This window comes from Streptomyces sp. RPA4-2, from assembly GCF_012273515.2.
GTDB lineage: Bacteria > Actinomycetota > Actinomycetes > Streptomycetales > Streptomycetaceae > Streptomyces > Streptomyces kaempferi.
This window is the reverse complement of sequence record NZ_CP050975.2, coordinates 3,934,719-3,955,868: the sequence shown is the minus strand read 5'-3', so window position 1 is coordinate 3,955,868 and position 21,150 is coordinate 3,934,719. Positions and strand designations below refer to the sequence as shown.

15 protein-coding genes, 1 tRNA gene and 1 pseudogene are annotated in these 21,150 nt (G+C 71.8%); 6 read left to right on the top strand and 11 right to left on the bottom strand.

The window, feature by feature from the left end:
- Positions 1 to 4 precede the first annotated feature (4 nt).
- The 6 genes from HEP85_RS17130 to HEP85_RS17105 form a co-directional block, all read right to left on the bottom strand.
- Positions 5 to 499: a hypothetical protein gene (locus HEP85_RS17130; protein WP_168528518.1), complete on the bottom strand. Its 495-nt coding sequence runs from the start codon at positions 497 to 499 to the stop codon at positions 5 to 7.
- A 125-nt stretch (positions 500 to 624) separates the two neighbouring features.
- Positions 625 to 1,236, bottom strand: coding sequence for an aminoacyl-tRNA hydrolase (gene pth, locus HEP85_RS17125; protein ID WP_168528517.1), 612 nt, complete (start codon positions 1,234 to 1,236; stop codon positions 625 to 627).
- An 88-nt stretch (positions 1,237 to 1,324) separates the two neighbouring features.
- Complete coding sequence (locus HEP85_RS17120) at positions 1,325 to 1,909, bottom strand: 50S ribosomal protein L25/general stress protein Ctc (RefSeq protein WP_168528516.1); 585 nt, start codon at positions 1,907 to 1,909, stop codon at positions 1,325 to 1,327.
- A 171-nt stretch (positions 1,910 to 2,080) separates the two neighbouring features.
- Positions 2,081 to 3,055, bottom strand: coding sequence for a ribose-phosphate diphosphokinase (locus HEP85_RS17115; RefSeq protein ID WP_168528515.1), 975 nt, complete (start codon positions 3,053 to 3,055; stop codon positions 2,081 to 2,083).
- A gap of 145 nt (positions 3,056 to 3,200) precedes the next feature.
- Positions 3,201 to 4,649: a bifunctional UDP-N-acetylglucosamine diphosphorylase/glucosamine-1-phosphate N-acetyltransferase GlmU gene (gene glmU, locus HEP85_RS17110; protein WP_329288269.1), complete on the bottom strand. Its 1,449-nt coding sequence runs from the start codon at positions 4,647 to 4,649 to the stop codon at positions 3,201 to 3,203.
- A 115-nt stretch (positions 4,650 to 4,764) separates the two neighbouring features.
- A tRNA-Gln gene (locus HEP85_RS17105) sits at positions 4,765 to 4,839 on the bottom strand.
- Positions 4,840 to 5,080: 241 nt separating this feature from the next.
- On the opposite strand from HEP85_RS17105, the gene HEP85_RS17100 reads away from it, so the two are divergent.
- Positions 5,081 to 6,391 (top strand): sensor histidine kinase, encoded by a 1,311-nt coding sequence (locus HEP85_RS17100; RefSeq protein WP_168528514.1) that lies wholly within the window; start codon positions 5,081 to 5,083, stop codon positions 6,389 to 6,391.
- 239 nt (positions 6,392 to 6,630) lie between these two features.
- On the opposite strand, the gene HEP85_RS17095 is transcribed toward HEP85_RS17100, so the two are convergent.
- Both HEP85_RS17095 and HEP85_RS17090 read right to left on the bottom strand, forming a co-directional pair.
- Positions 6,631 to 7,125 carry an SUKH-3 domain-containing protein gene (locus HEP85_RS17095; protein ID WP_329288264.1) on the bottom strand — a complete coding sequence of 165 codons (495 nt, stop codon included), beginning with the start codon at positions 7,123 to 7,125 and terminating at the stop codon, positions 6,631 to 6,633.
- A 140-nt stretch (positions 7,126 to 7,265) separates the two neighbouring features.
- A complete protein-coding gene (locus tag HEP85_RS17090) occupies positions 7,266 to 7,772 on the bottom strand; it encodes a YwqJ-related putative deaminase (protein ID WP_168528512.1) in 507 nt (168 codons plus the stop codon).
- Positions 7,773 to 8,000: 228 nt separating this feature from the next.
- Here HEP85_RS17090 and HEP85_RS17085 point away from each other — a divergent pair, with 228 nt between their 5' ends.
- From HEP85_RS17085 to HEP85_RS17075, 3 genes and pseudogenes are all read left to right on the top strand, one after another.
- Positions 8,001 to 8,996, top strand: a complete 996-nt coding sequence (locus tag HEP85_RS17085) for an SMI1/KNR4 family protein (RefSeq protein WP_168528511.1) — start codon at positions 8,001 to 8,003, stop codon at positions 8,994 to 8,996.
- 7 nt (positions 8,997 to 9,003) lie between these two features.
- A pseudogene (locus HEP85_RS17080) lies at positions 9,004 to 11,861 on the top strand (SUKH-4 family immunity protein).
- 215 nt (positions 11,862 to 12,076) lie between these two features.
- Positions 12,077 to 12,964: a cellulose-binding protein gene (locus tag HEP85_RS17075; RefSeq protein ID WP_329288259.1), complete on the top strand. Its 888-nt coding sequence runs from the start codon at positions 12,077 to 12,079 to the stop codon at positions 12,962 to 12,964.
- A gap of 112 nt (positions 12,965 to 13,076) precedes the next feature.
- Here HEP85_RS17075 and HEP85_RS17070 read toward each other — a convergent pair whose 3' ends face one another.
- The 3 genes from HEP85_RS17070 to HEP85_RS17060 form a co-directional block, all read right to left on the bottom strand.
- Complete coding sequence (locus HEP85_RS17070; protein WP_168528510.1) at positions 13,077 to 14,759, bottom strand: cation acetate symporter; 1,683 nt, start codon at positions 14,757 to 14,759, stop codon at positions 13,077 to 13,079.
- Positions 14,756 to 15,313, bottom strand: a complete 558-nt coding sequence (locus tag HEP85_RS17065) for a DUF485 domain-containing protein (protein WP_168528509.1) — start codon at positions 15,311 to 15,313, stop codon at positions 14,756 to 14,758. The genes HEP85_RS17070 and HEP85_RS17065 overlap by 4 nt, the downstream gene beginning before the upstream one ends.
- A 299-nt stretch (positions 15,314 to 15,612) precedes the next feature.
- The gene (locus HEP85_RS17060) at positions 15,613 to 17,145 is read right to left on the bottom strand and encodes an MFS transporter (protein WP_168528508.1); all 1,533 of its coding nucleotides are present in this window, start codon (positions 17,143 to 17,145) and stop codon (positions 15,613 to 15,615) included.
- A 428-nt stretch (positions 17,146 to 17,573) separates the two neighbouring features.
- On the opposite strand from HEP85_RS17060, the gene HEP85_RS17055 reads away from it, so the two are divergent.
- Positions 17,574 to 18,362, top strand: a complete 789-nt coding sequence (locus HEP85_RS17055; RefSeq protein WP_168528507.1) for an ABC transporter ATP-binding protein — start codon at positions 17,574 to 17,576, stop codon at positions 18,360 to 18,362.
- Complete coding sequence (locus HEP85_RS17050) at positions 18,359 to 20,941, top strand: ABC transporter permease (protein ID WP_168528506.1); 2,583 nt, start codon at positions 18,359 to 18,361, stop codon at positions 20,939 to 20,941. The genes HEP85_RS17055 and HEP85_RS17050 overlap by 4 nt, the downstream gene beginning before the upstream one ends.
- Positions 20,942 to 21,150: the final 209 nt, after the last annotated feature.

The following is a 21,150-nucleotide window of genomic DNA, read 5'->3' as shown; positions in this document are numbered from 1 at the left end:
GGCTTCACACGGCCAGGAACGTCGCCGTCAGCAGCGCGAGCCCGGCGCCCGCCATCACCCAGGCCGACCGGGTGAGCCGCAGACCGCCCGCGACCACCACCGAGGCCAGCAGCAGCGCGCCGCCGAACGGAACCCACGCGTAGAGCAGTCCGGCCGGGCCGCTGCGGACCACGTCATCGCTGCCGGGCTTCACCGTGACCGCGTACGTGCGCCCCTCGCGCACCGCGGCCGACTCCTCGATCGTGACGCGGGTCCGCGCCCGGGAACCCGCCGACACCGGCCGGTACGGACCGGTGCAGCGTTCCTCCGAGCAGGCCGTCACGGTCATCGTCCCCTGCTCCCGGCCCTTGCCCAGCATCACGTGCTGAGCCGCGCCCCAGGAGCCCCGGACACCCGCGATCAGGATCAGCGCGGTGACCGTCCCCATCGCCGCGAGCCGCCCGAACCGCAGCGCCGTGTGCGCGTTCTTGCGGGGGCGCTTGCGCGAGGCGGCGGACATGGCGGCGATCCTTGGCCATGGCCGTGCGTCCGGTCAACTCGGCCGGGGGACAAGTCGGCAGTTGTACGAGTACGTCGATCATCCCCGGCCGCCGCTCGGGAGCCGGCCGTCCCCGGCACCGCCGCTCAGGAGTTGTACGTGCCCTGCGCCCGCTCCAGCCCGTCGATGACGAGGCACTCCACCGCGTCCGAGGCCCGGTCCACGAAGTAGCCCAGCTCCTTGCGCTCGGCCGAAGCGAAGTCCTTGAGCACGAAGTCGGCGACCTGCATCCGGCCCGGGGGCCGCCCGATACCGAAGCGCACCCGGTGGTAGTCGGGGCCCATCGCCTTCGTCATGGACTTCAGCCCGTTGTGCCCGTTGTCGCCGCCGCCCAGCTTCAGCCGCAGCACGCCGTAGTCGATGTCCAGCTCGTCATGGATCGCGACGACGTGGGCGAGCGGCACCTTGTAGAAGTCGCGCAGCGCGTTCACGGGGCCGCCGGACAGGTTCATGTACGACATCGGCTTGGCCAGGATCACCCGGCGGTTCGCCGGTCCGGGCGGGCCGATACGGCCCTCGATCACCTGCGCCTGGGCCTTCCCCGCGCGCTTGAAGCTGCCGCCGATCCGCTCCGCCAGCAGGTCGGCGACCATGAAGCCCACGTTGTGCCGGTTCATGGCGTACTCGGGGCCGGGATTGCCGAGGCCCACGATCAGCCAGGGGGCGTTGGGGTCCGTCGTCACGTCGGTGTCTCCCATGGGTCCTTGATGCGCCTGCGTCCTTGACAACGCACCGACCGCCGCCCCGGAAGGGAGCGGCGGCCGGCGAATGAGATTCCGGGAGGAATCAGGCCTCGGTGGTCTCGGCCTCGGCGTCCGCCGGGGCCTCCTCCGCCTGGGCGGCGAGGACCTGGAGGACGACCGCGTCCTCGTCGATCGCCAGCGTGGTGCCCTTGGGGAGCGGGATGTCCTTGGCGAGGATGGCCGCGCCGGCCTCCAGGCCCTGGATGGAGACGGTGACCGACTCGGGGATGTGGGTGGCCTCGGCCTCGACCGTCAGCGTGCTCAGCACGTGCTCGAGCAGGTAGGCACCCGGGGCCAGCTCGCCCTCGGTGTGGACGTAGACCTCGACGTTGACCTTCTCGCCGCGCTTCACGAGGAGCAGGTCGACGTGCTCGAGGTTGCCCTTGATGGCGTCGCGCTGGACGGCCTTCGGGATCGCGAGCTCGGTCTTGCCCTCGATGTCCAGGGTGAGCAGGACGTTCGGGGTGCGCAGGGCGAGCTGCAGCTCGTGGCCCGGCAGCGCGATGTGGACGGGGTCGGTGCCGTGGCCGTAGACGACCGCGGGAACCTTGCTCTCGCGGCGGATGCGGCGGGCGGCGCCCTTGCCGAACTCGGTGCGGGTCTCGGCGGCGAGCTTGACCTCGGACATGTTCACTCCTCGTAGTAAGGGACCCGAAGGGCCTGGGGATGAGTCACCCGGCCGAACAACGGCCTGCTACGAAGAGCGCGTCGATAACGGACCGCCACACAGAAGTGTGGCCTCCCTCGCCGAGCAACTCGCGCAGTCTACTCGGCGGGAAGGCCACACCCAAAAGGATCTCTACTGCTCCTCGAACAGGCTCGTCACCGAGCCGTCCTCGAAGACCTCGCGCACCGCGTTGGCGATCGTCGGCGCGATGGAGAGCACCGTGATCTTGTCCAGTTCCAGCTCGCCCGGGGTCGGCAGGGTGTCCGTGAAGATGAACTCGCTCACCTTGGAGTTCTTCAGACGGTCGGCGGCCGGACCGGAGAGCACACCGTGCGTCGCCGTGACGATGACGTCCTCGGCGCCGTGCGCGAAGAGGGCGTCGGCGGCGGCGCAGATCGTGCCCCCCGTGTCGATCATGTCGTCGACGAGGACACAGACACGGCCCTTCACGTCACCGACGACCTCGTGGACGGTGACCTGGTTGGCGACGTCCTTGTCGCGGCGCTTGTGCACGATCGCCAGCGGGGCGTCCAGGCGGTCGCACCAGCGGTCGGCGACGCGCACCCGGCCCGCGTCCGGGGAGACGACGGTGAGCTTCGACCTGTCGACCTTGGCACCCACGTAGTCCGCCAGGATCGGCAGCGCGAAGAGGTGGTCGACCGGGCCGTCGAAGAAGCCCTGGATCTGGTCGGTGTGCAGGTCGACGGTGAGGATGCGGTCGGCGCCCGCCGTCTTCATCAGGTCCGCGATCAGACGTGCCGAGATCGGTTCACGTCCGCGGTGCTTCTTGTCCTGCCGGGCGTAACCGTAGAACGGCACGATGACCGTGATGCTCCGCGCGGACGCCCGCTTCAGGGCGTCGATCATGATCAACTGCTCCATGATCCACTTGTTGATGGGAGCCGTGTGGCTCTGCATCAGGAAGCAGTCGGCGCCGCGGGCGGACTCCTGGTAGCGGATGTAGATCTCGCCGTTGGCGAAGTCGAAGGCCTTCGTCGGGACTACCCCGACACCCAGCTTGTGGGCGACCTCCTCAGCAAGCTCGGGGTGGGCGCGGCCGGAGAAGAACATCATCTTCTTCTTGCCGGTCGTCTTGATCCCGGTCACAGCACTGTCTCCTCAGAGGTGTCTCAGCTGGATGGTGAGAGGACAACTCCACTGGGCGCGGAAGTCCGTCTCAGCTGGGGGTGCGGGTGCACGGTGCGGGTGTGCACTTATCACGGTACGCCGTGTCAGACGCACCTGTTTCCGGTCAGGCTTCGCCTTCCGGCTCACGGGAGGCCGCCTCGGCGGCCTTCGCGGCCGCGCTCCCGGGACGCTTGCGGGCCACCCAACCCTCGATATTCCGTTGCTGGCCACGGGCCACGGCGAGCGAACCGGGCGGTACGTCCTTGGTGATGACGGAGCCCGCCGCGGTGTACGCGCCGTCCCCCACCGTGACGGGAGCCACAAACATGTTGTCCGAACCGGTACGGCAGTGGGAGCCCACGGTGGTGTGGTGCTTGTCCTGCCCGTCGTAGTTCACGAAGACGCTGGCGGCACCGATGTTCGAGTGGTCGCCGATCGTGGCGTCGCCCACATAGGAGAGGTGCGGGACCTTGGTGCCCTCGCCGATCGTGGCGTTCTTCGTCTCGACGTACGTGCCGACCTTGGCCTTGAGGCCGAGGCGGGTGCCGGGGCGCAGGTACGCGAACGGGCCGACGGTGGCTTCGGGGCCGACCTCGGCGCTGTCCGCGACCGTGGTGTCGACCCGCGCTCCCGCTCCCACTCCGGTGTCCTTCAGGCGGCAGTTGGGCCCGACCTCGGCGCCCTCGGCGAGATGCGTGGCGCCCAGCAGCTGGGTGCCGGGGTGCACGATCGCGTCCTGCTCGAAGGTGACGGTGACGTCGACCCAGGTCGAGGCCGGGTCGATGACGGTGACGCCGGCGAGCATGGCCCGCTCCAGCAGCCGGTCGTTGAGGGTGCGGCGGGCCGCGGCCAGCTGGACGCGGTTGTTGATCCCGGCGATCTCCCGGTGGTCGGCGGCGACGGAGGCGCCGACCCGGTGCCCGGCCTCGCGCAGGATGCCCAGCACGTCGGTGAGGTACTCCTCGCCCTGGCTGTTGTCGGTGCGCACCTTGCCGAGCGCGTCCGCCAGCAGTTGCCCGTCGAAGGCGAACACCCCGGAGTTGATCTCCCGGATCGCCCGCTGCGACTCGGTGGCGTCCTTGTGCTCGACGATCGCGGTGACGGCACCGCTGGCCCCGTCCCGGACGATACGGCCGTATCCGGTGGCGTCGGGGACCTCGGCGGTGAGCACGGTGACGGCGTTGCCGTCGGTGTCGTGGGCCGCGGCGAGCCGGCGCAGGGTCTCGCCGCTGAGCAGCGGGGTGTCGCCGCAGACCACGACGACGGTTCCGTCGATGCCGCCGCCGAGCTCTTCGAGCGCCATGCGGACGGCGTGCCCGGTGCCGTTCTGCTCGGCCTGTACGGCGGTGCGGACCGAGGGGTCGGACTCGGCGAGGTGCGCGGTGACCTGCTCGCGGGCGTGGCCCACGACGACGACCAGGTTCTCCGGCTCCAACGCGCGGGCGGCCGCGAGGACATGGCCCACCAGGGAACGGCCGCACAGTTCGTGCAGGACCTTCGGTGTGGCCGACTTCATACGGGTGCCCTCACCCGCTGCGAGAACGACGACGGCTGCCGGGCGATTGGCGCTCACGGGAATGCCCTTCGGCTACGGATGACTGGGGTGTGGACAACCGCAGGATACCGGGGCGTATCAGGAGTGACATGAGAGCGGGCCCCGACGGAACTGTCAGGGCCCGAATCGGTCATGGCTCCCCCGCCAGGACTCGAACCCGGACAGATGGCACCAAAAGCCACAGTGCTGCCAATTACACCACGGGGGATCAAACCCGACTGAGCCGGACATTTAGTCAGGCCGCCGAGTGGGCACCCAACACTATGCCGTACCGGGCACCTTCGCCGCGACGGTACTGATGCGCACCGGCTTCCAAGGTCGAACAGTGAGCGATTCGGCAGTTCGAGGGATACCCACGGGTTTCGCGTCCGATCGGCGGCGGGGCGCGGCGCCGGAGAGGAGGCGAAACTCACCGGAAAAGGGGCGGGGAGCAAACGTAGGCTGGAGGCATGACCACGACGGGGGAAGAGCACACCGAGGCCGGGACAGGGCCGTGGTGGTGGGTCAGGTGGCGCGGCGCCGCGCTCGACGCGGGCCTCGCGGCGATGTCGGCGGCCGAGTGCGCGACAGAGGGAATTCCGTTCGCACACGACGCGGGCCTGCCGGCGGCGGTGGGCGCGGTGTTCGGTCTGCTCGCCGGGTCCGTGCTGCTGCTGCGGCGGAAGTGGCCGATCGCCGTCGTGCTGGTGTCGATCGCGATCACGCCCGCGCAGATGGGCTTCGCGATGGGACTCGTCGGGCTGTACACGCTCGCCGCGTCCGAGCTGCCGCGCCGGATCATCGCGGCGCTCGCCGGAATGTCCTTCGCCGGCATGCTGATCGTCACGTTCGTCCGGGCCCATCAGGGCATGGTGCGCGGGGACGTGACCATGGGGGACTGGTTCGTCCCCTTCGTCTCCATCACGACCGCCATCGGCATGACCGCCCCGCCCGTCCTGCTCGGACTGTACGTGGGGGCGCGGCGCCGGCTGATGGAGAGCCTGCGGGAGCGGGCCGACTCGCTGGAGCGGGAGTTGCAGCTGCTGGCCGAGCGGGCCGAGGAGCGGGCGCAGTGGGCGCGCAACGAGGAGCGGACGCGGATCGCGCGCGAGATGCACGACGTGGTCGCGCACCGGGTGTCCTTGATGGTGGTGCACGCGGCGGCCCTTCAGGCCGTGGCCCGCAAGGACCCCGAGAAGGCCGTACGCAACGCGGCGCTGGTCGGCGACATGGGACGGCAGGCGCTGACCGAGCTGCGCGAGATGCTGGGCGTGCTGCGCACGGGGGACGGGCTGGCCTCGCGGCCCCAGCCGGTGCCGCTGGCGGCGGTGGGCATGGCGGCGGCCGCGGCGGCGTCGCGCGCGGCCGACGATCCGGGTGACGGTCCCAGCCTCGCGGAACTGGACGAGCTGGTCGGGCAGTCGGCGGCGGCCGGGATGGTGGTCGCCCTTTCGGTCGAGGGCGATACGCGGCCGTACGCGCCGGAGATCGAACAGACCGCCTACCGGGTCGTCCAGGAGGCGCTGACCAACGTCCACAAGCACGCGGCCGGTGCGAAGACGTATGTGCGGCTCGCCCATCGGGTGTCCGAGATCGCCATGCAGGTCGAGAACGAGTGCCCGCCCGAGCCGGGGGCGGAGTCCGCGGTGCGGCTTCCCAGCGGGGGCAACGGGTTGCTGGGGATGAAGGAACGTGTTGCCGCGCTCGGGGGTGTGTTCGTCTCCGGTCCCACGGACGCGGGTGGTTTCCGGGTGTCGGCGGTGCTTCCTGCGGAGGGCTGAGCGGCTCCTTTCGTGACCCCGGGTTCTCTCGCCGACGCCATCCCCTGAGGGCTCCGCCCCCAGACCCCCGGCCGGCCTTGAGGGCCTTGTCCTCAAGCGCCGGACGGGCTGGGTATGTCAGCCCGTCCGGCGTTTGAGGACGAGGCCTTCGGGCGATGCGGGGGTCCAGGGGGCGGCAGCCCCTTGGCGGAGCCCCAGGCAGAGGATGGGACGGGTAGGGGCGGCGAAGGCGTCCGGCGTCAGCCGGCGGTCAGCCGAGCCGGCTCGATGCCGGAGACGAGGGTCGTCAGGGCCGTGTCGATGTCCGGCCCGAGATACCAGTCCCCGGTGTGATCGAGCGCGTAGACCCGCCCCTCACTGTCGATGGCGAGCAGCGCCCGCGAGTCGGACTCCTCCCCCAGCGGACACACCTCGGCATCCAGCGCCCGCCCGAGGTCACCAAGGGTGCGCGCCATGTGCAGCCCGTGCAACGGGTCGAGGTGGAGCGCGGTCGGCGCGAGCTGCCGACCGGGCCCGGACGGCACGACCCGCAGACCGCCGAACTCCGCCCACGCCTCCACCGCGGCCGGGAACACGGCGTGCCGGTGCCCGGCGGGCGACTCGTGCTCCCGCAGCGCGTCGGCCCAGTACTCGGCCTGCTTTATGTCCCAGCGTCCGGGCTGCCACCCCGCGGAGCGGAGCGCGGCGTCCACGGGGACGGAGAAGCGTGTGGTGGAGGTGCGGTCGGCGTGCATCTGCCCTTCGTTCGTCGAGCGACATGGGATCGGGGGACAAGGAAGTCGGGGGACGGGAGTCCGGCGGCGCGGCGAGGCGGGAGGACAGGGGAAGAGGGGCGCCGTCCTAGGTACGGGTACGGGTACGGGTACGGATGGGTTCAGGCGTCGGCTGACGCCGTCGGATCGACGACGCGGACACCGAAGTGCTCGCTGAGCGCCGTACAGGCACGACAGGGCGCCGCGAAACTCCCGTGCAGCGGGTCGCCGTCCTCGCGGATGCGACGCGCGGTGAGCTTGGCCTGCTTGAGGGCCCTGCGCGCCTCGCCGTTGGTCATCGGCTTGCGCGCGGCCCGCTTGCTGCGTGCCGCGTCCAGGCCGGTGATGTGCCGGGAGATCAGGATCGCCTCGGCGCAGCGGCCGGTGAAGCGGTCGCGCTGCGTGCTGGTGAGGGTGTCGAGGAAGTCCTGGACCAACGGGTGCAGGGCGGGCGGCTGGTCGCCGCGGGCCGCGGTGCCCGTGAGGGTCGCGCCACGCACCGAGAGGGCGGCGGCGACGGTCGGAAGTATGCCGTCCCGGCGGTGCAGGAGGGTGGGGGTGTGCGGTGCCTCGGAGCTGCTCCAGCCGACGCGCGGGTCCCCGGACGTGCCTGTATGCGTCGCGTTCATGATCGCTCTTCCCTCCCGTGCATCCCCCGATGCGGCTACAGACTGCCAAACGGCGTGGCGGGTGGGGAAGCTGGGGCGCGCGACACGCCCGGTCTTCGTCGCACCGTCACGGCGAGGTGACGACAGGTCACGGAACCAGAGGCCCGGTGACCGGTGTCCTTCAACCGCATAGGCTGTCGACATCCGCGATCCATACAGCTATTGAGAACGCCGCAGGGGGCAACAGCCATGACGACAGGTCGGCTCGGGCAGCAAGCCGCGCCGCCGAACGCGGCCTACGCCGGGCAGGTCGTGCACTTCCCGGATCCCGTCCGGGCCGCTCGACACCCCAGAGGTGTACGGGTCGACGCGCACGGCTACCCCGACTTCTCGGCGTACGCGCGTGCCGCCGCGGAGATCGCCGAACCCCCGGAGGGCTTCGGCGTCGACGAACTGCGCCTGACGGACTACGTGTCCGCGAACGCGGCGCTCGCCGCGACCGGACACGAACTGTGGGACACGATCCCGCCCGTGGCCACGCCGCACGGCTGGACGTGGCATCACGTGGCCGGTACCAGGCGGCTGGAGCTCGTCCCCGTCGAGGTGAAGGCGCTGCTGCGGCACCACGGTGGCATCGCGACCACGAACGTCGACCACAGCAAGCGCGGGACGCGGCCGTTGCAGGAGACGCGGCCCGCGCACTTCGGACTGCCGAAGTCCTCGGTGGCGGTGACGGAGCAGCAGGTGCTGGCGGTCGAGGAGGATCTCGGGTACCGGCTGCCGGGCGCCTACCGCTCCTTCCTGAAGGCGGCGGGCGGCTGCGCGCCGATGGGTGCCGTGCTCGACGCGGAACTCGGACTCCTGCTCGACCAGCCCTTCTTCACGGTGCGCGAAGAGGCCGCGGTCAACGACCTCGTCTACATCAACAAGTGCCTGCGCGACCATCTGACCAAGGACTACCTGTGCGTCGGGTTCGTGCAGGGCGGCCTGCTCGCCGTCAAGGTGAAGGGCGACGCGATCGGGTCGGTGTGGTTCTGCGCCTACGACGACGCCCGCGACCAGGACGCGTGGCCGCCGCCCGAGCGGGTGCAGCGGCTGCTGCTGTCCTGCGGCGCCGACTTCGACCAGTTCCTGTCCCGGCTCGCGGGCAATCCGCCGGAGCTGGAGACGGTGGCGAACCTGATGGTGGACGGCGGCTTCGCGCACGCCGTTCCCGTCTCTTCCGTGTCTTCGGTGGGGGAGTGAACGTCCGATGGTGACCTTCGCGCAGGCGCAGGAGCGCGCGGAAGAGTGGATCAACGGCGATGTGCCCGGCTACCAGCACCGTGAGGTGCGGGTCCGGGAGTTCGAACTCGGCTTCGTCGTCTGGGCGGAGGACCGGGCCGACGGTCCGCGCTCGGACGGCGGCGCGCAGCGGCTCGTCATCGCGCGGGACAGCGGCGAGGCGACACTGTGGCCCGGACTCCCGGTCGGTGAGGTGATCCGCCGCTACGAGGAGGAGTACGGGGCACCGGACGGGACCCCGGAACCCGCGCCGGCGCCTTCGGCCCGGGTCGACCTCAACCAGACGTCGTTCCTGCTGAGTCCCCCGGAGTGGCTGCAGGAGGCCGCGGACAAGCTGGGGATCCCGGACCGGCGTCCGGGGGCGTCCGGCGCTTCCGGCTCCGACGGGGCGGGATCGCGTCCGGCCGCGGCCGCCGCGGCATCGGGCCCGGGGCAGGGTCCGGCTTCCACGGGCGGTGGTCCGGTGGCTCCGGCGCCGGGTGAGCCGGAGGACGCGGTGCCGCACGGAGGGCCCTTCGGAGCCGGACCGCGCACCGCACCCGGTCTCCCCGGTACCTCTGGTGTCTCCGGTGTCTCCGGTGTCTCCGGCGGAGCCACGCCGTGGCCCGCCGCCGCGGCGGGTGACGAGCCCGACGCGGGTCCGCGGGACGCCGTGGGACCGCCGCGGGTGCCCGCGTCGGCGACACCGTGGGCGGGGACGGACACCAACGCCGACGCGGGTGAGGACCGTTCCGTACCGCTGCCGGCGACGGTGTTCGCACCGCCCCTGATCGATGTCGACGACACCGGCACACCGCTGCCCGGGGCGATCGCGGACGCCAAGACGGCCCTGATCTCCGGCGGCAGCCAGCTTCCGCGCACGGCGGTCGCCCCCGCGCTCGACGACCCCGCGCCGGCCCCGCCGCCGTACGGCTACCCCCAGGGTCCGCCGGTGCCCGGCACACCTCCTCCGGGTGCGCCGCCCGCCTACGGGTTCCCGCAGGGGCCCGGTGGTGCCCCAGGTACCCCGCCGCCTCCGCCGCCCGGTGCCTCCGCTCCCGGCGGTCCGCAGGGCACGCCTCCCGCGGGCGCGCCCGGGTACGGCTACCCGCAGGGGCCCGGCGGCGCGCCGAACTCCCCCCAGCCGCCCGCCCGTCCGGGTGCCCCCGTGGCGCCTCCCCGGCCGCTGCCCCCGAACGCCGGTGACATCGCCGACGCCGCGACCAGCAAGGCACAGCCGCCGCGCGGGGCGCCGCCTCCGCCGAGCGCCCCGGGCGCGCCGGGCGCACGGCCGGGCAGCGCGCCCGCGCCGTCCGGGCCCGGTGCCCCGGGCACCCCGGCGGGCGGGTACGTGCCCACCAACTCGTCTCCCAGCTGGGCCCGGACGGCCCTGGGGGCCCGGCGGCACCGGGAGTCCCGGGCCCGCCCGGAGCGCCTGCCGCGCCCGGCACTCCCGGTGCGCCCCAGCCCTCTGGTGCGCCCGGCACTCCGCAGCCTCCGGGCGGTACCCCTCCCGGCGGGGTCCACCATGTCGCGACGATGCTGGCGGGTCCGCCCGTCGGTGTCCCCGGCGCGCCCCAGCCCCCTGGTGTCCCGGGTGCTCCCGCGGCCCCGGGCAGTCAGCCCCCCGGCGTCCACCACGCCGCGACGATGCTGGCGGGCCCGCAGTCCGGCGGCCCCGGCGCACCGCCGCCCCCGCAGGCGCCCGGAGTGCCGCAGGGCGCACCGCAGCCGATGCCCGGTCAGCCCATGCAGGGTCAGCCCATGCCGGGCCGGCCGATGGGCGGCCCGGTCCCGGGCCAGCCGATGCCTCCTGGCCAACCCATGCCTCCCGGCCAGCAGCCCCCGGCGTACGGGTACCCGCCGACCGGTCAGCCGACCGTCGGCCCCGGTTACCAGGCCGTGCTGCGCTACCGCGCGCAGGACGGCTCGGAGCAGCAGCTGATCCGGCGTTCGGCTCCGGGCACCCCGCACCCGGAGTGGCAGATGCTGCACGAACTGCGGGCGATGAACGTGCCGCCGCAGCAAGTGCTGGAGCTGCACACAGAGTTGGAGTCCTGCGAGCTGCCTGGCGCGTACTGCGCGCGGATGATCCGGGAGACCTGGCCGCAGGCACGGATCACGAGCATCGCCCCGTACGGTACGGACCACGCGAGCCGTCAGCAGGGCATGCACGAACTGCTCGCGCACCAGGGCGAGTTGCATCAGGTGGCGGACGGCCCGGCGCGCCCCGCGCCGGTGCGGGCGCCGATCCCGCCGGTGCAGCCCGCGGCGCCGGTTCCGCCGGAGGCGATCGGGCACGAGCTGGCGGCGGCGTTCGGACCGGGCGTGTTCCGGTTCGACCAGGTCGCGGTCTCCCGTCAGGGCGTGCCGAACGTCGTGGCGCACACCCTGGTGGTGGCCGGACTCCCGGTCGACATGGGCCCGTTCTTCTGGGCGCAGGCTCAGCCCGGCCGTCCGGTGCCGACGCTCGCCGAGCTGGCGCAGGAGCGGGGGGTGCATCCGGCGCCGGACGCGGGTTCGTACCTGGTCATGGGCAGCGACTTCGGCAAGGCGATCTGTGTCCAGTACGGCACGGCGAACATCGTGGCCGTGCCGGTGGAGGCGGGTCCGGGCGGTGCCCCGGTGCCGCCCCAGTTCGTGAACACGGGTCTGCCCGAGTTCGCGCGCTGCCTGGCGCTGCTCGGCCGGATGTGGCGGCTGCGGTTCGGGCTCAACCAGGAGCAGGCGGGCCGCTGGACCGTCGACTTCCAGGCCCAGCTCGCCTCTCTCGACCCGGCTGCGCTCGGCTCGCCGGAGAGCTGGTGGTCGGTCCTGCTGGAACAGATGTGGGACGGCCTGCTGTGACCTCCCGCTGAGCGTCGCGGCTTCCGCGCGGAACGCCACGCATGGGTTGAACCCGGTGCACATGACCGGGTTCAACCCATTTTTTTACTTCCCTCGACCGGAACGGATGGGCGGAGTGTCGCGTTATGAACACTTACACCTCATCCATCAGGATATGCGCCACATGATGTCGACGAATCATGTCGCAGGGCGCACATTCGGAGAGGGGTTCAGGGATGAGCAGCGCATCGGTGTCGCCGCACGGCTTCCCGGCTGTACGGGGGCGCGGTTACCGTCCCGAGCAGGTCGACACGTACACCACCGCCCTCTCACGGGACCGCGACGCCGCCTGGGAGCGGGCCGCCCGGCTGACCGTCCTGGCCAAGGAGATGGACGGGGACGCGCGGCGGCTGCGCGAGGCCGTGACACGGCTCGCCCCGCAGACGTACGACACGCTCGGCGAACGCGCCCGCCGGCTCTTCGAACTCGGCGAGGAGGAGGCCACGGCCGTGCGTGAGGGCGCGCGCGGCGAGGCCCGGCACGCCGTCGACGAGGCCGAGGCGGCGGGGCGGCGGGTCCGCGACGCCGCCCAGGAGTACGCCGACGGGGTGCGCGCCGAGGCCGAGGAGCATGCCCGGCAGCGGCTGCTCGCCGCCCGCGCCGAGGCCGACGACGCACGGATCGCCGCCCGCCGGGAGATCAAGGAGAACCGCGGGGAGGCACTGGCCGCGCTGCGCGAGGTGCGCCGGCGCACGGAGGCGCTCCTCGTCGAGCACGAGAAGGAGCACGCCGGCCGCCGGGAGGAGGCCGAGCGCGTGGCCGCCGAGCGGGTGGCCGCGTTCGAGGCGCACCACGCACAGCGGGTGGCCCGTGCCGAGGCCGCCCTCGCCGAGGCCCGGAGCGCCTACGCCCAGGCCGAGGAGACGGCGCGGCACGGACAGGAGGACGCGGCGGCGCGGGCCGCCGAACTGATCGCCGAGGCGCGGGTGCGGGAGGAACGGATCGTCCGGGAGACCGAGCGGGTGCTGCGCGAGCACGGCGAGCGGTGGGACGACGTACGGGCGCACATGGACCACGTACGGTCGAGCCTCATGACCCTGACGGGCCGGGCCCCGGTGGAGTAACCACGACGGCCCCCCGCCCGTCGCCCCACGGTCCGCCGATGACCGACGGAACGGGAGGACCGAGCGGAGGACTGACGGGAGGACCGGCGGGAGAACCGTCGGAGGCCCCGGCTCAGCGCCCGCCGCGAGAACCCGTACGGCCCGGTGACCGCACCGCTCCCGCCAGGATCCAGCCCTCCACGGCCTCGTACTGCCGGCGCTGCTCCTCCGACTTCCGGCGGCCCGAGACCACGGTCCCCAGCCATCCGTACGCGAAGCCCAGGGGGATCGACACCAGCCCGGTCGTGGTGAACGGGAACCAGTTGAAGTCGGCCTCGGGGAACGCGGAGGTGGGCGAGCCGGAGACCAGGTTGGTGCCGGTCATCAGGACGAGGACCGTCAGCGAACCCCCGATGAGGGTGCACAGCAGGCCCGTTCGGGTGTAGCGGCGCCAGAACAGTCCGTAGACCAGCGCGGGTGCCAGCGCCGAGGCGCCCAGGCAGAACGAGAGCGTGATCAGCGGCTGCAGGCTGCGGTGCTGGACGAGGGTGGCCAGCAGGATCGCCGGCGCGCCGACCGCGAAGGCCGACAGCCGGGCGAGGAGCATCTCGCGGCGGGGGGACAGCTCGTCGTCGAGGCGCCGTCCCCGGAAGAGCCGGGCGTGCGCGAACACGTCGTGCGCCAGGGAGTTGGCGCAGGCCAGGATCATTCCGGCGACGGAGGCGAGCACGGTCAGGAAGATCGCCGTGGTGACGGTGGTGAACAGGAGCGTCTCGGCCGTCGAGACGTCCGGCCCGAACGCGGCGCGCGAGCCCAGCAGATACGCCGTGTTGCCCTGCGGATCGGCCTGCGCGATCACCCCGCGTCCGATCAGCGCCGTGGCCCCGAAGCCGACGACCGTGATGACCAGGACGAAGAGGGCCACGCACGGTACCGCCCAGGACAGCGAGCGGCGTACCTGACGGGCGCTGCCGGCGGTGTACATGCGCATGGTGACGTGCGGGAGGCAGGCGCCGCCGAGGACGACCGTCAGCTCCGAACTGATCATGTCGAGGCGGGGGCTGGGGCCGCCGGCGAACTGCAGACCGGAGTGGAGGAACGCGGTGCCGACACCGCTGTGGTCGGCGGCCGCCCGGGAGAGCGCCCCCGGGTCCCAGTCGAAGCGGTTCAGGATGAGGAGGGCGACCACGGTGCCCGAGCCGAGCAGCATCACGATCTTCAGGATCTGGATGAGGGCCGTGCCCTTCATGCCCCCGATCGCCGCGTAGCCGATCATCAGCGTGCCGAGTCCGACGATGCAGCCGGTCTTCAGCGAATCGCCGGAGAATCCGAGGATGAACGCCAGCAGGTCGCCGGTGCCCGCCAGTTGGACCAGCATCAGCGGCAGCAGGGCGACGATGGTCGCGGCGCACGCGGTGATACGTACGGCACGGCCCGGCATCCGCCGCGCGAGCGCGTCGCCCATGGTGAACCGGCCCGCGTTGCGCAGCGGTTCGGCCAGCAGGAACATCAGCAGCATCAGGGAGAGAGCCGTGCTCAGCGCGAGCACGACCCCGTCGTACCCGGTGAGCGCGATGACCCCGCCGGTGCCGAGCACGGTCGCCGCCGAGATGTAGTCCCCGGCGATGGCGAGGCCGTTGCGCATCGGCGACAGCGACCCGTACCCCGTGTAGAACTCGTCGAGGTCGTCACGGTCCGGCCCGGTCATCACGCACAGCAGCAGCGTGACCGTGGTGACCGCGGTGAACGCCACCAGCGACATGGCCTGCGCGGAACTGCTGAACCCGATCCCGCCCCTCTCGATCGCCCCGGTCATCGGGCCGCCTCCCGCTTCGCGTCCAGCTCGCTCTGCTTGCGGATCCGGTCCGCCACCGGGTCGACCCCCCGGCGCGCCGTGTACTCGTACACGCCGATCGCCAGGCAGGTCACGGGCACCTGCAGCAGCCCGAGCAGCAGCCCGGTCGGCAGTCCGCCGGACACCGTGCTCGTCATCAGGCCCGGCGCGAACGCCGACAGGAGGAGGAAGAGGGTGAAGTACCCGAGCGCCGTGAGCGTCGCCACCCGCCGCTGCCGGCGATAGGCGCCGCGCAGCAGCCGGATGTCGCTGTGCTGCCCCAGCGCGTGATGCCGCGGCCGCCGCCTCCTCGGAGGCTCGGGAGGCTGCGGCTGCCAGGGGTAGGTGGCGTACGCGGGGGAGTGCGGGACGGGTTCGTCCTGGAACTCCGGATAGTCCTGGAACTCCGGGTACGGGCGCGGGGACTGCTGCGGATACGGAGGCGGGGACTGCTGCGGATACGAGGGCGGATTCGGGGGCTGTCGGTGTGATCGGTGCGGCGTCTGGTGCTCGGGGGACGAGAACGCGTCTGGCATCCCGGTTCTCCTTGCGTGGCTCGGGTCCGGTGCGGACCGCAGGGAGCAGGGGGGTGGGCGAGGCACGCTACTCGCAGGTAGCCCTCGTGGGCGCGGGTTTCGCCGAACTGATCGGTCGGTATGCGCTTACTTCGCTGACCTGGAGTGTTGCCCAGGCATACCCCTGTGACGGAAGTGTGAAGAGGTAGGGGAGTGGTGTCTGAGGTGGGGGGTGTTCGCAACCGTGTGCCTCCCCCGCGTACCCCGCTGACAGACTCCATTCCCACCGGAACCCACACCCGGCGGGAGCGGCGACGTCCTCAGTCCGCGGGGTTGTCGAGGACCGGGAAGCGCCTCGGTGCCACGAACAGCAGCACCAGGAAGGCGAGCACGGCGGCGCACGCGGCGCCGAGGTACACGGCGTGGACCGCGTCGGCGACCGCGTGCCGCAACCGCTCGTCCGGCGCGCCCGAGGCCAGCGCCCGCGTCACCGCGTCCAGGTCCCCGGCCCCGCCGAGCCGCGCGGCCAGCACCCCGTTGGCGATCGCCCCGAACAGGGTCGCGCCGACGGTCTGGCCGGTCTGACGGCAGAAGAGGACGGACGCGGTGGTCGTGCCGCGTTCGGCCCAGCCGACGGTGGACTGGACCCCGATGATCAGAGGGAGCTGGAAGAGGCCGAGGGCGCCTCCCAGCAGCAGCATCAGCAGGGTCGGCTGCCAGGGCGCGCCCGGATAGGGGAGGAACGGGAAGGCCAGCAGGATCAGGGCCGCCGCGCCGATGCCGGCCATCGCGGTGTTGCGGAAACCGATCCGCCGGTACATGTGCTGGCTGAGCGCCGCGGACACCGGCCAGCTCAACGTCCATACGGACAGCACGAATCCGGCGGTGACCGGGGCCAGCCCGAGGACCGCCTGCGCGTACGTGGGCAGGAACACCGAGGGGGCGACCATGAGCAGCCCCAGCGCGCCCAGCGCCAGATTCACCGCGGCGATCGTGCGGCGCCGCCACACCCACCCGGGGATGATCGGCTCGGCCGCCCGGCGCTCGATCACCACGACGGCCCCGATCAGCGCGAATCCCGTACCGAACAGGGAGAGCGAGGGGACCGACAGCCAGTCCCAGGCCACCCCGCCCTGCACCAGCGCCGTCAGCAGGACGCCGCCGCAGGCGAAGACGGCGAGCGCGCCCGCCCAGTCGATGCGCGCACGCCCGGAGGACTCCCGGGCCGGCTCGTGCAGATGACGGACGACCAGCCACAGGGCGAGCGCGCCGATCGGCAGGTTGATGAGGAAGATCCAGCGCCAGTCCGCGTACGCGGCGAGCACACCGCCTAGCCCCGGGCCCGCGACCGCCGAAGTCGCCCACACCGTGGACAGCCTGGCCTGGATCTTCGGGCGCTCCTTGAGCGGGTAGAGGTCGGCGGCGAGCGTCTGCACCGTGCCCTGGAGCGCGCCGCCGCCCAGGCCCTGGACGACGCGGAAGACGATGAGCGCGGCCATGTTCCAGGCGGTGGCGCAGAGCAGGGAGCCGAGGAGGAAGACGACGGCTCCCGTGATCAGCACCGGCTTGCGGCCGAAGGTGTCCGACAGCTTGCCGTACACCGGCAGCGTGACCGTCACCGCGAGCAGATAGCCGGAGAACAGCCAGGAGAAGGCCGAGAAGCCGCCGAGGTCGCCGACGATCTGCGGTACGGCGGTCGACACGATGGTGGAGTCCAGCGCGGCGAGCGCCATGGAGAGCATGAGCGCCGCGACGACCGCGCCCCTGCGTCCGGGGGGAGCCCCCGGACGTACGGCCCCCGCGGCGCGTGTCTCGGTGTCCCCCTGGTCCACGGGATTCCTTTCCCCCTGCATCCATCCGCCTCGGGCCACCCTCTCACTTGACCCTCACGTCGCGGCAGGGTGGAAGCTGACGGCGCCCGGGGGTGGAGCCGACCCCGAGAAGGACTCCACCGGAGGGTGGACAGCCCCTAGGGGTACCTCCGTACTACGGCTCGGGGAGGGTTCGTACCGCCGGAGGAGGAGAAGAGGCGGTGCCCGTCCTTAACCTGGCTTTACGCCGCTGACGAGCGGCCGGGACGCGGTCGGGACGTACGGGGGTCGTACGGACCGCACTCCCGGGGGTGGGGTTTTCCCCAGCAAAAGACTGCGCTGGGCACCAGCGCGCCGCAGCACCCCCCGCCGCCAGACTTACCGACGTAGCCAAGAGCACCGCATCCGCCCAGGAACACCGCATCCGCGGACCGACCGGCTCATCCGCCGACCGATATAGGAGACTTACCGTGACATCGGCTGTAACCATTCCCAGGCACGGGGGCACTGGAGGGCGTACGGCCGTTGCCGCGCGAGCGCGGCAGGTCGTGAAGGCGTACGGGTCCGGAGAGACCCGTGTCGTCGCCCTGGACCACATCGACGTGGACATAGCGCGGGGGCGGTTCACCGCGATCATGGGCCCCTCGGGTTCCGGCAAGTCCACGCTGATGCACTGCCTCGCCGGGCTCGACACCGTGACGAGCGGACAGATCCACCTCGACGAGACCGAGATCACCGGCCTCAAGGACAAGAAGCTCACGCAGCTGCGCCGGGACCGGATCGGCTTCATCTTCCAGGCGTTCAACCTGCTGCCGACGCTGAACGCGCTGGAGAACATCACGCTCCCGATGGACATCGCGGGCCGCAAGCCGGACAAGGCCTGGCTGAGCCAGGTCGTCGAGACCGTCGGGCTCTCCGACCGCCTCAAGCACCGGCCGACGCAGCTCTCCGGCGGCCAGCAGCAGCGCGTCGCGGTGGCACGGGCGCTCGCCGCCCGGCCCGAGATCATCTTCGGCGACGAGCCGACCGGAAACCTCGACTCCCGGGCCGGCGCCGAGGTACTGGGCTTCCTGCGCCGCTCCGTCGACTCGCTCGGCCAGACCATCGTGATGGTCACGCACGACCCGGTGGCCGCGTCGTACGCGGACCGCGTCCTGTACCTCGCGGACGGCAGGATCGTCGACGAGATGCACCAGCCGACGGCCGACCAGGTGCTCGACCGCATGAAGGACTTCGACGCCCGGGGGCGTACGTCATGACCGTCCTGAAGACCTCGATGCGCAACTTCTTCGCGCACAAGGGGCGGATGGCCCTCTCCGCCGTCGCGGTCCTGCTGTCCGTCGCCTTCGTCTGCGGCACGCTGGTGTTCACCGACACCATGAACGCGACGTTCGACAAGCTGTTCGCCGCGACCTCGTCCGACGTGACGGTGTCGCCGAAGGCCGCCAAGACCGACGACACTCCGCAGAACGGCAGGCCGGAGTCGCTGCCCGCCTCCGTGCTGACCCGGGCCGAGAAGGCCGACGGCGTCAAGTACGCCGAAGGCGCGGTCAGTTCGATGAACGTGACCGTCGTCAACAGCGCCGACAAGAACATGGGCTCCAGCAACGGCGCCCCGACCATCGCGGGCAACTGGACGCGCAACGACCTGCGTTCGATGGAGATCACCACCGGTCACGCCCCGCGCGGGCCGACCGAGGCGATGGTCGACGCCGACACCGTCAAGAAGCACCACCTCAAGCTCGGCGACGAACTGCGCACCATCGCCGTCACCGGTGACTTCAAGGCCCGGATCGTCGGCATCGCCACCTTCAAGGTGACCAACCCCGGTGCCGCCATCGTCTACTTCGACACCGCCACCGCCCAGCGCGAACTGCTCGGCGCCACTGGCCGGTTCACCCAGATCAACGTCTCCGCCGCGAACGGTGTCACCGACGCGCAGCTCAAGCGCAACGTCACCACCACGCTCGGCGCCGACGCCACCGCGAAGACGTCCTACAAGGTGCAGACGCAGAAGGAGACCGCGGACGAGAACCGCTCCGGTGTCGGCTCCTTCATGAACGTCATCAAGTACGCCATGCTCGGCTTCGCCGGCATCGCCTTCCTGGTCGGCATCTTCCTGATCATCAACACCTTCTCGATGCTGGTCGCCCAGCGCACCCGCGAGATCGGCCTGATGCGGGCGATCGGCTCCTCCCGCAAGCAGGTCAACCGGTCCGTGCTCATCGAGGCGACCCTGCTCGGCGTCTTCGGCTCCGTCCTCGGCGTCGGCGCCGGCGTCGGCCTCGCGGTCGGCCTGATGAAACTCATGTCGGCGGCGGGCATGGACCTGTCGACCCGCGATCTGACCGTGAAGGCGACCACGCCGGCCATCGGGCTCCTCCTCGGTGTCGTCGTCACCGTCCTCGCCGCCTATCTGCCCGCCCGCCGGGCCGGCAAGGTCTCCCCGATGGCCGCGCTCCGCGACGCCGGGACCCCCGCGGACGGCAGGGCCGGTCTCGTCCGCGGCATCATCGGCCTGGTCCTCACCGGCGCAGGAGCCTTCGCGCTCTACACGGCGGCCGGCGCGGACAAGGCGAGCGACGGATCGCTGGTGCTGGGCGCCGGTGTCGTCCTGACCCTGATCGGGTTCGTCATCATCGGCCCGCTGCTCGCCGGCGGTGTGGTCCGGGTCATCAGCGCGGTGCTGCTGCGCTTCTTCGGCCCGGTCGGCCGGATGGCGGAGCGCAACGCCCTGCGCAACCCGCGCCGTACCGGCGCCACCGGCGCGGCCCTCATGATCGGCCTCGCGCTGGTCGCCTGCCTCTCCGTGGTCGGCTCCTCCATGGTCGCCTCCGCGACCGACGAACTCGACAAGACCGTCGGGACCGACTTCATCATTCAGGGCAACCAGCGGATCGTGCCGCAGGCGGCGAAGGCCATCGAGTCCACGCCCGGTCTGTCGCACGTCACGCACTACCGGGACATCGAGGCGAAACTCGTCGCCCCCGACGGTTCCTCCGACGGCGACGGCGTCACGGCCGCCGACCCCACCTACGCGCAGGACCTGCACCGCAAGACGACGGCCGGTGACCTGACCGCCGCCTACGGCAAGGACTCCATGTCCGTCGGTTCCGACTTCGCCACCGAGCACCACGTCAAGCTCGGGGACACCGTGACCGTCGCCTTCAAGGGCGGCAGCACCGCGAAGCTCAAGGTCGCCGCGATCACCGACGACGACGTGGCCATCGACCAGGGCGCGCGCTACCTCAGCACCGAGACCATGCGGAAGTACCTCCCGGCCGACCGGATCCCGCCGGACCAGATCATGTTCGCCACCGCCAAGGACGGCCAGGAGAAGACCGCCTACGCGGCCCTCAAGAAGTCGCTGGCCGGCTACCCGCAGTACGAGGTCCGTGACCAGACCGACTACAAGCAGGAACTGAAGGACCAGATCGGCCAGCTCCTGAACATGGTCTACGGCCTGCTCGCCCTCGCGATCGTCGTGGCGGTCCTCGGCGTGGTCAACACGCTGGCCCTGTCGGTGGTGGAGCGGACGCGCGAGATCGGCCTGATGCGGGCCATCGGTCTCTCCCGCCGCCAGCTGCGCCGCATGATCCGCCTGGAGTCGGTCGTCATCGCCCTCTTCGGAGCCCTGCTGGGCCTCGGCCTGGGCATGGCCTGGGGAGCGACGGCCCAGAAGCTGCTGGCCCTGGAGGGCCTGAAGGTCCTGGAGATCCCCTGGGGCACCATCATCGCGGTCTTCATCGGCTCGGCGTTCGTGGGCCTGTTCGCCGCCCTGATCCCGGCGTTCCGGGCAGGCCGGATGAACGTACTGAACGCGATCGCGACCGACTGACGACCGACCTCATGGCCGCCGCGCACGGGGGTCGCGGGGGAAGGGGCCCGGCCGGGGAGGTGATCACCTCCCCGGCCGGGCCCCTTTGCGCTGCCGGGTGCCCGGCGTGGGCGTTGTCCACAGGTCCGGCGTGAGGGAGCGCGCCGTCGTAGGCTGGAGATCCCCGGCCCGTAGCGACGTGTCGGGCGGTTCGCGTTGCCCACTCTCCG

Bases quoted from the DNA above. Each gene is read 5' to 3' on its own strand.
- pth (WP_168528517.1), bottom strand. From the start codon at position 1,236: ATGGGAGACACCGACGTGACGACGGACCCCAACGCCCCCTGGCTGATC.
- HEP85_RS17085 (WP_168528511.1), top strand. From the start codon at position 8,001: ATGACGACAGGTCGGCTCGGGCAGCAAGCCGCGCCGCCGAACGCGGCC.
- HEP85_RS17075 (WP_329288259.1), top strand. From the start codon at position 12,077: ATGAGCAGCGCATCGGTGTCGCCGCACGGCTTCCCGGCTGTACGGGGG.
- HEP85_RS17065 (WP_168528509.1), bottom strand. From the start codon at position 15,313: ATGCCAGACGCGTTCTCGTCCCCCGAGCACCAGACGCCGCACCGATCA.
- HEP85_RS17120 (WP_168528516.1), bottom strand. From the start codon at position 1,909: ATGTCCGAGGTCAAGCTCGCCGCCGAGACCCGCACCGAGTTCGGCAAG.
- HEP85_RS17095 (WP_329288264.1), bottom strand. From the start codon at position 7,125: ATGCACGCCGACCGCACCTCCACCACACGCTTCTCCGTCCCCGTGGAC.
- HEP85_RS17130 (WP_168528518.1), bottom strand. From the start codon at position 499: ATGTCCGCCGCCTCGCGCAAGCGCCCCCGCAAGAACGCGCACACGGCG.
- HEP85_RS17050 (WP_168528506.1), top strand. From the start codon at position 18,359: ATGACCGTCCTGAAGACCTCGATGCGCAACTTCTTCGCGCACAAGGGG.
- HEP85_RS17100 (WP_168528514.1), top strand. From the start codon at position 5,081: ATGACCACGACGGGGGAAGAGCACACCGAGGCCGGGACAGGGCCGTGG.
- HEP85_RS17060 (WP_168528508.1), bottom strand. From the start codon at position 17,145: ATGCAGGGGGAAAGGAATCCCGTGGACCAGGGGGACACCGAGACACGC.
- HEP85_RS17070 (WP_168528510.1), bottom strand. From the start codon at position 14,759: ATGACCGGGGCGATCGAGAGGGGCGGGATCGGGTTCAGCAGTTCCGCG.
- HEP85_RS17090 (WP_168528512.1), bottom strand. From the start codon at position 7,772: ATGAACGCGACGCATACAGGCACGTCCGGGGACCCGCGCGTCGGCTGG.